Source organism: Ruegeria sp. CDSB117, assembly GCF_059611005.1.
Map to the genome: position 1 here is coordinate 15,711 of NZ_JBXWOS010000033.1, position 12,387 is coordinate 28,097.

A 12,387-nucleotide genomic window follows, 5' to 3' on the forward strand; every position below is an offset into this window, starting at 1 on the left:
TCCCCCAAGAACCAGAATCGCTGCTGCCCCTAAAGGGACACTAGTATCCAAGTTATGTCAACTGTAGGCTTTTAGTATGTCAGATTGCTTGACAGTCGAAAGCGCAGGGCATTTGATAGGTGACAGGCCTACATTGGTTCACTCAAGCAAAATAAAGTAGAATAATTATTTTATTTCAATGCTCTAACAGTGGGCCATTAAATTGAAACGTGACTAAGATAGAGGGCGCGAGCAACATACCGTGGAAAATATTGTCAGACGAACCACAACCGATGCGGTCTATGAAGCGCTACACGACGAGATCGTTTCGCTTGAAATTCTTCCCGGTACAAAACTATCCGAAACTGAGGTAGCCAGCCGATTCGGCGTATCACGCCAACCTGTTCGCAACGCATTCACAAGGCTCGGCAACGAAGATCTGCTCTTAATACGACCACAAAAGGCGACCGTAGTTCGAGGATTTTCTATGGAGCGTGTGGCTCTCGCTCGATTGGTTCGAATGGCGGTGGAGCTGGAGATCATCCATCGAGCAATGGAAGTCTGGGACGCAACACGTGAAGCAAAGCTTGCAGAAAACCTCGCCTTACAAGAGCAGGCGATCAATGACGGTGATCTATCTGCGTTTCACGCGCTGGACTATGATTTTCACAAACTGATCTACGTGCTCAGCGGCAATCCCATGGCATTTGACGTGATGCTGGAATCAAAGCAAAAGGTTGACCGGCTTTGTATGCTCAGCCTTGAAAAGGGCAGTGCCGCAGACGCCATCCTCGCCGATCACCGAGAGATTGCACAGGCCATGGCGGCAGGAGACCATGACCAAGCGCAAGCCGCTGTCAGAAAACACCTGTCTCGCCTCGACGAAACCATCGACTTCATCCACAAGACGCACCCAGGCTACTTTGAGTAACCGAGGCCATGCGATCTGGTGGTCTCAGGCCGTTCCTCGTTCCGGACGATCATTATCAATATTGAATTTCATGCCGTCCAAAAGCTCTTCCAAATCGGGACGTGCCGCAGGGCCGTTAGAGATATCGGCCAGCATCAGTGTTCCATTCGGACGGATAGCAAACGCGCCAGGTTCGGCGAACAGACCCGTCGTTTCTGCATCAGACAGAGGCGATGACACGTAAAGACCAAGCGCGCGCATTTGCGCTTCAGTCATTCCATAGCAAAGATCAAAATCCCAGCCGAATTCTGCTTTGTCTGCCGCAGCTTTTTCTTTGGTGTCGGCAGAGACAACGATAACGTCCATAACGTCAGCCCATGCTGACAGCGCCACATTCAACTTGTTCAAGAAGCGCTTGCAGCGAGGACAATGCTTGCCTCGATAAACAAACAACATGGTCCAGCGGTCTTTTTGTTGACCGATCGTAACCTTGTCATCAGACCCCAGCCTTAAAAAACTCATTTGCTCGATTTGCGCGCCGACATTTGGTTTGGCTGAGGTCATGAGTCGTTCCTTTCTTCTACAAACAAGGCTTTGCGCGGATACCGTTGGCTTAGTTCATGCCACGTCAAGGCAATGATTGAAACCAAGATCGCGATATCATTGGGTGCTTGAAAGGCACGCTCGATCTAAGTTTACTGTTAGTTAACGAGGAAACACCGATACCTACCCGCCGTCACTCTACGGCCCTTATTGCAGGCGGACGTCTAATGCCGCAACAGGTGTGAGCGCATCCAGCGTATCTGTATCGAATTCAACGCGACCTGATCGCATTTGGCCCCAAGAAACCTTTACAATCGAGACAAGAACGATCAAACGACCAGCCTGGTGAAGTCCACCACGTCACCGACAGCGCTTTACTGTACTAGCGAGTCGCGCAGGATAGGGGGTAAAAAGATAGAAAGACGCTCCATGACGCCAACCGGTTTCGTTTTGACCAGATACTGGTAGTGATTGAGCAGATACGAACACTGGCAGAGCCATAAGGCTTGTCTCAAGTACCATGGCATTTTGTGATGCGGTGCAGAGAGTGACTGCTGTCTTGAGGAAATTACGACTTAATAATTGAATCTAAGACCAATCCCGGCACCTTGGTCGTAGGGGCGATCAGCACCGATCCCGATCAGCACATCTGCATAGAGGGCCACTCCGGGGCTCAGGTTCTTTCCGATCTGGAATTCTGCGGTCGCGGGCCAGGCGTTATTCTCCCAATCATAAGGCGCTTTGATATCCGCTTTGATCCAATACCCCTCACCAAATGGCTGAAGTGCGATCAGGCGCATCGCGGTTTGGCTGACATCGGTCGGTCCATTGTAAGATGCGAAATGCTGAACCAGAGGGATCAGTGTCAGCCCGGTGTTTGTGTTTGCAAAGGCGAAGCCTCCGAAAGGAGCGATTTGATCAGACCCGGTACCAATACCTTCATCGGAGTCGCCGAAATCAAGTATCCACTCCAAACCAAGCGCAGACTTGACGCTCCATGTGTCATTCAAGGGGTTTTGGGAAGGGAAGTAGATCAGCTTGAAGCTGGTCTTTTCGAACCCATTGAACCTCTCTCCCGTCACAATCGTTGAGTTGTAATGTAGCTCGTATTTTAGCTTCAGATCGGGGCGCAGCATGTATGCACCATCGATGAACATGTCCTGACGGTCTGCCCCCCCTTTAAGATCGAAATACTGATAGCGAATATCCGTGTTGTTCACGGCAGCTAGTGGGTTTGACGCATTTTCCTCGGCTTTGCTGATAGAAGCCATCACGAGCAACGCCGAGGTTAAGACTGCCAGATGAATAGAGGTGCGGGTCATAGTAAACCTTGGGAGAATTTATGCGACCATTTAGACGGCGGCGTCTTGGCACCGCCGTCTCAAGTTCGTCATTGCCAGCTAGAAAAGACTTCTCGGGCCAATTCGCTTTCGGGCCTGAGATTTTCAATTCCCTCATAAGGGACACCCTTGCCGAGCGGCTTGTGAGGGTGCCTTTCGATGGAATTCTGGTGGCGCTTCAACATGTCTTGGAAAGACGCCCCGGACCACAGCGAATACCCAACAAGCGGATGTTCTTCACGGGGATCGCGATAGACATTGAAGACAGGGGCCGCCGCGCCTGGCTGACCGGGGGCTGGCAGATGCATCTTGAACTCTTGCTTCACCACCGAACGCAATACTGGCCCTTCGTACACATAGACGTAATCGCGGCGCGAATTGCCTTCTCCCTCAAGCAATAGAGCCGTCTGGTCGATGCCATCAATGACACGGTCGCGTGGAATGTGGTCTGTCGCGCCTGCGAGCCGGGCAAATGTGGAAAACAGATCCGAGACATGAACGATGTCACCTGCCGCACTGCCCGCTTCGATTGCGCCGGGCCACCGGATGAACGCATCAGTTCTCACACCGCCTTCAAGGTGCTGTGTCTTTCCGCCGCGATAGATCAGTTGGTTCAGGCCGGAAGTCCCCTCATAGTGATACATCAAACCATTGTCAGCCATGATCATGACGACGGTATTTTCTGCCTTGCCGGTTTCATCTAGCTTGGCCAAAACCTCGCCGATCCAACCGTCCAGAACCTGCAATTTGTCCGCATGGAAGCCGCCGTTGCGAGATACAGCCTGATCAGGATAAGCAAAGTTCAGCGGATAGAGCGGCCAGTATTGCAGAAAGAAAGGCGCGTCCTGCGAAGCCAGCTGCTCTAGCTGCTCCAAAGCTTGACGCTGATAGCGCAAATTCATTTCCTCGTATTTCGCCTGGGTCCATTCTTCGCCCGGCGCCATATCGACTTCGCGGGCCGGGGCTCCCGTTTTACCTTCGACGCCAGTTACCAGACCGTAAGGTTTGAATCGCTCGTCCAACTGAAACTGGTTGGACTGCCCCGATGGATGGTAACCAAGCATATTGTTGGCGACCATTGCATCCCGCGTCATCAGGCTGAGCTGAACCTGTTGATGTAAGGGAAAGGCCGCCCAGTCGAATCCCTGATTGTGTGGGTAGGCCTGTTCAATATCGCCCTGATGCCATTTCCCAACGTGCGCAGTGTTGTATCCTTCTTCCTTCAGTATCTCGGCAATCGTGACTTCTTCAGCCGCAAGACCTTCGCCAACTAGCGCAACTTTGACCTCTTCGACGCCTGCACGCACCGGGTGACGACCAGTCAACATAGCCGTTCGTGTCGGTGTGCAAGATGGCTCGGTATACATCCTCATCAAAGACATGCCTTCCGCGGCAAAGTCATTGATGTTGGGTGTATCGAAACCTGTAACGTAGTTCATCGTCCGGTTACCCATTTGACCGAAACTCACATCGTCAATCAGAATGTAGAGAATGTTGGGTGGCTGGCCGCCATTGGCGTCGCGGATCTCGGCAAGTTTCGCCTCAATCTCGGTGTCCTGCGAATCCCATTGCCCGCCAAACTGCGCGCGTAGGAACTCAAACTCGCCGTCATGGATGATGGGCGCATCTTGGGCAAAACCCGCGCCAGCAATCAGCACCATGGCTGTGGCATGTTTCAATATTGATCTCATCGGTTTCCCTTCCCCTATTTGAATTATATCTTCCCTGCACGCCGCAGCGATTCAGCAATTTCATCCTGAAGACCTTTCAGCGTTTCGCGGATATCGCAGACAAAATTGAACGATAGGCTTCCGGTCTCAGCGTTCAACGCAAGGTACTCGTCACAAAGAAGCTCATAGTCGCGGCAGATCTCATCGAATACCGTGTCCGAGAGCCGTAATTCCTCAATTGCTGATGGGTGGTCGGGAAACAGGATATCAAGGGCGATGCCTTTCATTTCGGAGCTCATTCAATGGATCAGCTGGTTTAGGGGAGTGTTGGACGAATTCACTTTTAACAGTAGGTATATCGGGGCATAATACGGTGTAATCAGATGCGTAACTTACTGAAAATATGGATTTAACCAAAGACACATCTTCTCCACTGAATGAGAGCGGGTCACCTGCTGCAAAAGATGTTCGGGCGGCACTTCAGCGGCTTATCAGGTCTTCGACTTTTGCGGGTTCGCAGCGCTTGCAGGACTTTCTGGTGTATGTGGTTGAAGAGTCGCTCAATGGTCGGGCCGATGATATTCGTGCCAAGACCATCGCAATGGATGTTTATGGTGGGACCCTGTCAGAGATGTCGCGCCGTGAAAACGTGGTTCGGGTCGATGCTGGTCGCCTGCGCCGAAAGCTTACTGAATATTACGCTGCCGACGGGCAGGACGAGAAAACGGTGTTTGAACTGCCAAAGGGTGGTTACGCACCTCGGATTTTGAAAAGCGGCTCCGAAACGGCACAGCCCGAATTCTCAGAGCTGGAAACCAGTGCGCGCGCATGGGCTCGGCCAGGTGTTGGGATTATCGGGATTATCATTTTAGGCTGTGTTGCGATTGCTTTTTGGATGAGCTCGACAAAGCAGGATCTTCCGACTGATTTATCCGTAGATGGCCTGAGCCGTGACGAGCGCAGCGCAATTTTTGACGCATCCCCAATGCGTCTACAGGCTGTAAATCTGGCCAATACTGGTCGGGACCTGATCTTTCCGGCTTTAGAACCTGCGCGTCTTGAAGCGGCCCTGACCATATTCAAGGGGGCAATTGAAAACGACGACAGCTATTTCGGCGGCTATGCAGGCACTGCACAGGTCGCTGCGACAATTGCTGTACTGACTTCCGATGCCGACTTGGCTCAGGACATGTTGAACTACGCCGATGCTCAGGCCAACCGGGCCATCGAGTTGGCTCCGGAAACGGGTTGGAGCCAGTCCGCAATGGCCTGGGTCAACTTTGCCAAGGAAAACTGGCCTGAGGCAATAGAGTTTGCACAAAGAGCGCAACGTTTGGCACCACACGACGTACATGTGTTGGAGTTCGTGTCGCTGGTCCTGCTTTATTCTGGTTCATTCGAACAAGTCATAGCAATTAGCGAGGAAGCACTCTCAAAAATTGAGCTAGAACGGGCTTATGTGTTTCAGAACGCAATGGGGTCTGCAAAATTCCATCTGAAGGACTATGAAGGTGCTGTGTCAGCCTTTGAACGAGTAACGGAAAAAGGCGGCCCTGTCGGACCTGTCTCCGTTGCTTACCTAATGGCGTCACATCAGATGTTGGGGAATAAGGCTCAAGCTCAGTCTCTATCAGAACAGCTATCACGCGAGTGGCCGGACAGTCGCGTGGATGCGCTGTTTGAGAAACTTTTTGCAAATCCGAAATACGGGCAAGACCTCGGTGACGCCATGAGACAAGCCAATTGGAAGCCACCAAGTTAGGAGTGTGATCTCGCATTGCGACCGCTTGAGTTTCTCTCAACGGCATTGAGACCGAATGCTCAGCAATTGCACCATGTCCGCTTCATTCGAATTCCTGTCATTCGGACATTACGCAGCGTTGGTCAAAATGGGCTCTTTAGTTGATTCCGCTGCGCCTTGATAGAACGGCCGCTGTTGATCTGAGGGAGTAACGCTTGGGCCTTGGAGGCACCTACGGGGACCCTTCGTTGCCGAGCTCAGGCATTTAGACGTTCGCTTTAATATTGTTTGCGAAGCGCGGTCGGGTGAAAATGAAGTTTTTCAGTTCGATATTGTCTAAGCCTACTCTAAAGATCGGGACAAGCGTGTTGGAGGTTTCAACCAGAATAAGCGTATTCTGATCCGACATCGGGGGAAGAAGATCTTTATATAGACCGATATTGTCGTCCGTTAACTTTTCAACATACTCGCCGCGAATTGCAGACCAGTTCACCGAATGATTGTCGTTGGCTGCATCGTAAAGAACTAACGAAATTCGAATTTTCAAATCCGTATCATTTGCCACCATTAATTTGAACATTTCCACCATCGAGTCAATGTATTCGCTATTGATCTCCCGAGTTTCTCGAGAAACTAGGTCACCGATCGTATGTGCTGCTTTGGTGTTCGAGGCATTCTGCCTATAAGCGTCGAAAAATGTATAACCCGCCATGATCGCCCAAAAGAGGATTGGGATGACAAGAGCGGCTTCGACGGAAATCGAGCCGTTTTCCCGGCCGAGGAATCGTTTTGAACAGTGTATCGAAAGTCGGTTAATCCTCATACTATTTAGGCTCCTGTACGAAAACGGTTGTAGCGGTCAAAGCGTATTGACCTTCTTCGTTAACTATTGCCTTGCCCATAGCGGATGTCGGGAACCTGGGATTGATCTTGGCGCAGGCCCGAATAACCATCAACTCGTTCTCAAGGCCGTTTTGAAAAGTCCGCACAGGGCGCACCTCGTCGGACAAGTCAGTGCAGTCAGGGATGGTCGGTACTGTTATGGACGCAAATGGATCTTGACGGATCATTTCTAGACGCAAGCTGTTTTCACAATTGCTGATAAAACCGGCTCGGTTGCAGATAACCGCCTTAATATCGTCATGCTGTGGGTTAATGCCGGTGTTCAGCCTAATGTCGCGAACGGTCATGTCGACAGCCCGCTCCAGTTGCGCGTGTTTCAGTGTTACTAAGCCAAGCTCCAATCCCGAAAGAACCAGGAAAAACACGGCAGGGAATATGATAACAAACTCGACAGTCACATTGCCGTCTTCCTTGCGGCGAAGCTCAGTTAGAGCGGAGAACATCCGGCGCATCATTGTGTTAACCTCAACATACGAACCGAGGACGCGATTGAAGTAAAGGCATCTGTGAGGTCAGGCGCCGATGCATCATAGTAATGACTGGCAGAGCTTGCGCAGCCTTGCAGTACCTTTTGACCGTTCGCAGGGGCGTTGACGCTGACACTAAAGACAATCACGCCTTCATCTTTGGCTGCCTTGCATACGTGCTTGGTGCGCGCATCCTTGGCTACTGCATTTTTCTTGCTGAACGCGCTGCTTTCCCACTGCCCATAGGCACTTGGCGACTGGGTGAAAATATTGTTTTCGATGTATTCCAAGGACACAAGGTTCAGCAGCTCAACGTAGGACAACTGTACCGACTTGCCGGGCTCGTCTTCTTTAACGCATGAAGTTTTGCTGCCTTTGGTCGTGCAACGTGAGTCCCCGTTGCCGTAAGGGTGATCCTGCCAGCTGTTATCATGAGGCCACCAATACATAGGGGTGCCATTTGATTGGAAGACTGAGAAACGATCGGCTTCCTCATTGTACCACAAATCCGACAAGGTAGTACGCATCGAGGGGTTGAGCATGTGCTGATCGGTATTGTCCCCGTCGGACACCAGGATCAGAACTTTTAGAACGTTACTATTGTAATCCATTGGGCGGTATTTGAATGCTTCCGGGACGATACCATCACCATCTGCGGATACAGGAGTGGCCAGACCATTGATGACTGGGCGTGTGCTCGGATCCAGTAAAATAAGGCCCCAATTTGCACCGTTGTCCAGGCCAGAATCTTCGTCTGCCACTGGGTTGCTTAGCTTGGTCAAGCCATCGACATAGTCATGAAGCACTGTTTCATTGTTTTGGAATGGCAGGATCGCTGATCCAGGGCGGATTGGGCAAACGGGATTTTGAATCGGCTCTTTTGTCTCGGTGTAAGGGTCGAAATGAGCCGTTTGCTCCAGCACTCTGGTCAGAGAAAGATCAGGCTTGCTAAATTCATTGTCGATAAAGTTGACGCAATGCGAGTGGCCATGAAAACGGTCGACATTGTAGTATTTCAGCAAATCTGCGCCAGCGTTAACCTGGCTGGAATACGGAATCAGGGAAAACGAAACTTCGTTGCTCCAATGCCCGTTTTTCTTTCCTATCTTTGTGATGATGTTTTTCGTTGCATTTTTTAATTGAAACAAGTCGATCGAGGTCGAAACGTCCAATACGATTGAGATTTCGGCAGCACCGACGCTTTCCTCGGCAGTGCTCGCTGCGGGTGCGATCAATGTATCAACACCAGAGAGGTGCATGAATTGGGTCTGTATCTCAGATTGGGCTGTCGCCGACACCTCTCGATAACCAGTGTCGTTGACTACATTGATATTGGTCAGATTTTCCAGAAGGCCCGCCTTTTCTAGGTACGAACGAACGACAGATCCTGGTTCCGCCTTTTGATCAAGATCCGCCGCAGCCAAAACAGACCGATCCAGCGTGTACTGCAAATTTGCACGTTCGCTCTCGTGGCGCATGAAATCGATACCAATTCCCACAAAGGCGACAATAGCCACAAACATAAATAGGGCGAATATAGTAAGCGCGCCATCCTCGTCGCTGGCAAGACGTCGAGCACCTTTCCACACACCGAATGCAGGAGAAACGCTAGAGCTTGTTGATTTTACAAAATTCGTAGGCATTTATAACCTCCTTTAGCGGCGGAAAGCTGCCATAAGTTCATTTCTATTAGGGGAAAGCTCGCAATTGCAGGTATTGCAATTACGGAAACATTTACTAGAGCATTGACTCAGAATCCCTCTAAGCCTTTGGAATTAGGTTTATTTTTTAACTGAGAGCACCTCTATAAACTCTGTGATTTGAATATGTCAAAAATGCGGCGGCCTACTGGCCATTTGGAGGGATTATCTTTTATGGAAAAAAACGATTCATTAATGTCTGGTTAATGTAGAGGCTTCAAAAATGGGGCTGCCTTCTTGAAAACGGTCATTCATCCCATCTGGCAGAGCACTCTGCAGCGCTGCGGTCAGCACCAAGGGCAACGCGCAGATGGTAGACTATGCAAACAAACATAGAAACACGCCTGCCTCCAAGCTGGTGATGGCATCCAGCAAGGCGCAAGAACAAGGGCCTCAGGACGCGATGAAGGCCGCTATTCGAGCCGCATTTGTGGCCAACCCCATAAAAAAGCCGACCTTCGCTGCGCTATGTCGAATGAGCAGGTCGGGCTCATTGCTGCCATTTGCTTCGGTTGGCGCCGGTTGGACGTAGAGCCCTGAGCCATTATTTTTGATCCGACAGGTCGCTGCGTACGCATTCGGCAGGTCGCAGCCCAAAGAAGACATTCAAACGTAGACTTTGCAAATTCCTAGATGCCGACGAAGTTGCGTCTCGTCTTTCATAGACAGCGCCTCTGAATGACATTGCCTGACGTCATTGCCCGGTGCCAATGACACGTTCGAGGAACTCGGTAATCCGTCCTTCCACGGACATGCTCACTGCATCGCCGCCCAAACTGGCTGCACCAGCAGGATAGAAATGGCCAAAGCCCGGCACCCAGACAAACTCATAATCAACGCCAGCTTTTTCGTAGTGAGCGATAAGGAGGGGAACTGAAGACAACGCGCCCGGCAGATCATACTGACCCATGAACATGAGGATCGGCGGTCTGTCTGACGAAGCTGTAACCGCCTTGCTCACGTCAAACCCGGCGTCAGTTCCGGACAGGAGAAATACACCAGAGACCGGGACTCCCATGCCATGTGCAACATTCCAAGACGTCACTGCGCCTGCGGAAACGATATCTGTCTGATAGTGCTGTCCACACTTGTCCCAAATTCACAAGCACCTAAGGTGGAGGGAATTTGCAACCGGGGCGGAAAACGCTTTGAAGCCAAAGAAGAACGAACGCTTTTTGTTTGCCTGTGACCAAGCCGCAAAAGAGCTTGGTCAGGAAACTCTGGCCCGTTTGCTGCGTAGGGTTGGGGTTGATCCGAAGCAACAGGACAAGATCGGCATAACAGCTCAACAGGAAGCCACGCTGATACGGGAAGTCTGCCGCTCGCTTGGCGATATCACCTTTGCCGCCCGTGCCGGACGGGAGTTTCGGCAGGCTCACACCTTGACGGCCTATATCGCCCGGAGTTCCGGCACTTTGCGCCAGGCAATTGAAAATTCTGCCCGGTTCTATGTCCTGGCTGACCCGGCCATTGAGTTCCGTCTTTTCCGCACGGATGAAAGAGATGCCATTGGAGTTTCCAGCACCGATGGCGCTTTGCTGCGTCATCACCGTTTTCAGGAGTTCCTGGTTTTTGGTCTTCTGGCTCGGCTGAGAACTCTTGCAGGCGCTGATTTTCACCCCCACAAGCTCTGTTTTCGCCACGAGGTTGGGACGGATCCTCGTGTCTTCGAGAAGCTTGTTGGCGGTCCCGTGGAATTCGGGAGCGACTTCAACGGAATTGTGTTCGGCAAGACAACTCTGGACATGCCGCTTGCCAACCATGACCCGGATTTGGTCGAATACCTTTCCGAACTGGGAGCTGCCCAATTGAAAAAGGGTGGATATGGGATGGACAGCCTTCGCGCCCGGATCGAAAAACTCATCATCGAGCGTCTCCCCGGTCATGTTCTGTCAGCTGACGAGGTTGCTGTGGAACTTGGTTTGAGTCGACGCACGGTGACCCGCCAACTCGGTACAGAAAACACCAGCTTTCGCGAGGTGGTTGAGGATCTTCGGTTCGACCTCGCCAAGACCTATCTGGCCGATGGCCTCAGTATCTCAGAAATCGCTTTCTACCTTGGCTATGGAGATCATGCGGCGTTTTCAACGGCCTTCCGCCGATGGGCTGGCGTAAGCCCCCGAGACTATTTGAAGGCACTGTAGCCACTTGGGTTCCTCCCCTACCAGACAGCAACAAACCCGGCGGGAATTGTCCCAACCGGGTTTGAGGCAGAAGGTCAGAAAACTCTGACCCAGGTTGGAAGGGGTAAACCGTTCCAGGTGTTCTTTGTGCACCGAAAGTCAGTGCTTCTTGTGATGGCTCTTTACGTTTCCATGGCCGTTATTGTCGTAGTTGTCACGGCGATCTTCGAAATCATTCTTTTGCACGGCACCGGCAACGGCTCCGACGGTGGCTCCAACTACTGCGCCTTCAGCCGCATCGCCCCCAGTGGCTTCAGCTACCACCGCCCCTGCAACTGCACCTTTGACGGCTTTCTCGGTTACATAGTCAGCTTGAGCGGCCATGGGCAGCGTCAGCAGCATAGCAGCGGCGAGAGTGGAAAGTAGAGTGGTTTTCTTTGCGTTTGTCATGGTTCCAACCTTTCTGACAGTGGCGTCCTTCGTGTCCGCCTTCTGACAATCAATTTGATGAAAGTACGGGTGAGTTTCTTGTCGTACTGGGACGGATATGTTTGAATTTGGGACATCAGTCGGATCAGCATTCTGATCACCTGAGGCAGAATTAGTTGATTGGTGAGAAAGTTGCCGATCACGTTGGAATGCAGCGTCTGCCGAAATGATCAGGCACAGTCACTCCATACAGACAAGCAAACCCGCTGTAGGTGCTGCGCCTCAACAGGCTGCTTGATTTTGATGACGGGCGGCCGATCTACAATTGATTGCGCTAATCAGGAATGCCTACGGCAGCCAGCATCGTGTAGGAGGCGTCCTAGATCTTCGGCATTGATATCGATGGAACTTTGCAAAGTCCGTTTTCTGCGCATAGCCGCCGCTCGTGAGGCGCAGTGCTGCTGACGCGGCGAACAGCAGCTTGGTGGCCACTATTACTTTTTGTAAGTTTGACAGAAGGGTTCAATCGCAATAGCGGCAAGCCCTCTTTCCCATCACCTTCCTTTGGTGGGCCAGCGGATT

General features: G+C 51.5%; 12 protein-coding genes. 3 read left to right on the forward strand and 9 right to left on the reverse strand.

Annotation, left to right across the window (positions count from 1 at the left end; all coding sequences use genetic code 11):
- Positions 1–241: 241 nt before the first annotated feature.
- Positions 242–910, forward strand: coding sequence for a GntR family transcriptional regulator (locus AC2FJC_RS22020; RefSeq protein WP_282120601.1), 669 nt, complete (start codon positions 242–244; stop codon positions 908–910).
- A gap of 24 nt (positions 911–934) precedes the next feature.
- Here the strand turns inward: AC2FJC_RS22020 and AC2FJC_RS22025 are convergent, their stop codons facing one another.
- The 4 genes from AC2FJC_RS22025 to AC2FJC_RS22040 all read right to left on the reverse strand — a co-directional run bounded on the left by AC2FJC_RS22025 (position 935) and on the right by AC2FJC_RS22040 (position 4,729).
- Positions 935–1,453, reverse strand: coding sequence for a redoxin domain-containing protein (locus tag AC2FJC_RS22025; protein ID WP_496741695.1), 519 nt, complete (start codon positions 1,451–1,453; stop codon positions 935–937).
- A 554-nt stretch (positions 1,454–2,007) separates the two neighbouring features.
- On the reverse strand, positions 2,008–2,754 hold the full coding sequence (locus AC2FJC_RS22030; RefSeq protein WP_496741698.1) for a hypothetical protein: 747 nt from the start codon (positions 2,752–2,754) through the stop codon (positions 2,008–2,010).
- Positions 2,755–2,822: 68 nt separating this feature from the next.
- Positions 2,823–4,451, reverse strand: coding sequence for a sulfatase-like hydrolase/transferase (locus tag AC2FJC_RS22035; RefSeq protein WP_496741699.1), 1,629 nt, complete (start codon positions 4,449–4,451; stop codon positions 2,823–2,825).
- A gap of 35 nt (positions 4,452–4,486) precedes the next feature.
- Complete coding sequence (locus AC2FJC_RS22040) at positions 4,487–4,729, reverse strand: hypothetical protein (protein WP_496741701.1); 243 nt, start codon at positions 4,727–4,729, stop codon at positions 4,487–4,489.
- A gap of 440 nt (positions 4,730–5,169) precedes the next feature.
- Here AC2FJC_RS22040 and AC2FJC_RS22045 point away from each other — a divergent pair, with 440 nt between their 5' ends.
- Positions 5,170–6,204, forward strand: a complete 1,035-nt coding sequence (locus AC2FJC_RS22045) for a tetratricopeptide repeat protein (protein WP_496741703.1) — start codon at positions 5,170–5,172, stop codon at positions 6,202–6,204.
- Positions 6,205–6,448: 244 nt separating this feature from the next.
- Here the strand turns inward: AC2FJC_RS22045 and AC2FJC_RS22050 are convergent, their stop codons facing one another.
- The 4 genes from AC2FJC_RS22050 to AC2FJC_RS22065 form a co-directional block, all read right to left on the reverse strand.
- On the reverse strand, positions 6,449–7,006 hold the full coding sequence (locus AC2FJC_RS22050; protein ID WP_496741705.1) for a TadE/TadG family type IV pilus assembly protein: 558 nt from the start codon (positions 7,004–7,006) through the stop codon (positions 6,449–6,451).
- A gap of 1 nt (position 7,007) precedes the next feature.
- Positions 7,008–7,541 (reverse strand): TadE/TadG family type IV pilus assembly protein, encoded by a 534-nt coding sequence (locus AC2FJC_RS22055; RefSeq protein WP_496741707.1) that lies wholly within the window; start codon positions 7,539–7,541, stop codon positions 7,008–7,010.
- Complete coding sequence (locus AC2FJC_RS22060) at positions 7,538–9,196, reverse strand: TadE/TadG family type IV pilus assembly protein (RefSeq protein WP_496741709.1); 1,659 nt, start codon at positions 9,194–9,196, stop codon at positions 7,538–7,540. The genes AC2FJC_RS22055 and AC2FJC_RS22060 overlap by 4 nt, the downstream gene beginning before the upstream one ends.
- Before the next feature lie 751 nt (positions 9,197–9,947).
- Positions 9,948–10,298, reverse strand: a complete 351-nt coding sequence (locus AC2FJC_RS22065) for a hypothetical protein (protein WP_496741711.1) — start codon at positions 10,296–10,298, stop codon at positions 9,948–9,950.
- A 184-nt stretch (positions 10,299–10,482) separates the two neighbouring features.
- Here AC2FJC_RS22065 and AC2FJC_RS22070 point away from each other — a divergent pair, with 184 nt between their 5' ends.
- Positions 10,483–11,397 (forward strand): AraC family transcriptional regulator, encoded by a 915-nt coding sequence (locus AC2FJC_RS22070; protein WP_496741715.1) that lies wholly within the window; start codon positions 10,483–10,485, stop codon positions 11,395–11,397.
- Between the two features lie 138 nt (positions 11,398–11,535).
- On the opposite strand, the gene AC2FJC_RS22075 is transcribed toward AC2FJC_RS22070, so the two are convergent.
- The gene (locus AC2FJC_RS22075; protein ID WP_496741713.1) at positions 11,536–11,826 is read right to left on the reverse strand and encodes a YMGG-like glycine zipper-containing protein; all 291 of its coding nucleotides are present in this window, start codon (positions 11,824–11,826) and stop codon (positions 11,536–11,538) included.
- Positions 11,827–12,387: the final 561 nt, after the last annotated feature.

Excerpts from the sequence above, each read along its gene's own strand:
- AC2FJC_RS22050 (WP_496741705.1), bottom strand. The coding sequence starts at position 7,006 with ATGAGGATTAACCGACTTTCGATACACTGTTCAAAACGATTCCTCGGC.
- AC2FJC_RS22025 (WP_496741695.1), bottom strand. The coding sequence starts at position 1,453 with ATGACCTCAGCCAAACCAAATGTCGGCGCGCAAATCGAGCAAATGAGT.
- AC2FJC_RS22040 (WP_496741701.1), bottom strand. The coding sequence starts at position 4,729 with ATGAAAGGCATCGCCCTTGATATCCTGTTTCCCGACCACCCATCAGCA.
- AC2FJC_RS22060 (WP_496741709.1), bottom strand. The coding sequence starts at position 9,196 with ATGCCTACGAATTTTGTAAAATCAACAAGCTCTAGCGTTTCTCCTGCA.
- AC2FJC_RS22075 (WP_496741713.1), bottom strand. The coding sequence starts at position 11,826 with ATGACAAACGCAAAGAAAACCACTCTACTTTCCACTCTCGCCGCTGCT.
- AC2FJC_RS22055 (WP_496741707.1), bottom strand. The coding sequence starts at position 7,541 with ATGATGCGCCGGATGTTCTCCGCTCTAACTGAGCTTCGCCGCAAGGAA.
- AC2FJC_RS22030 (WP_496741698.1), bottom strand. The coding sequence starts at position 2,754 with ATGACCCGCACCTCTATTCATCTGGCAGTCTTAACCTCGGCGTTGCTC.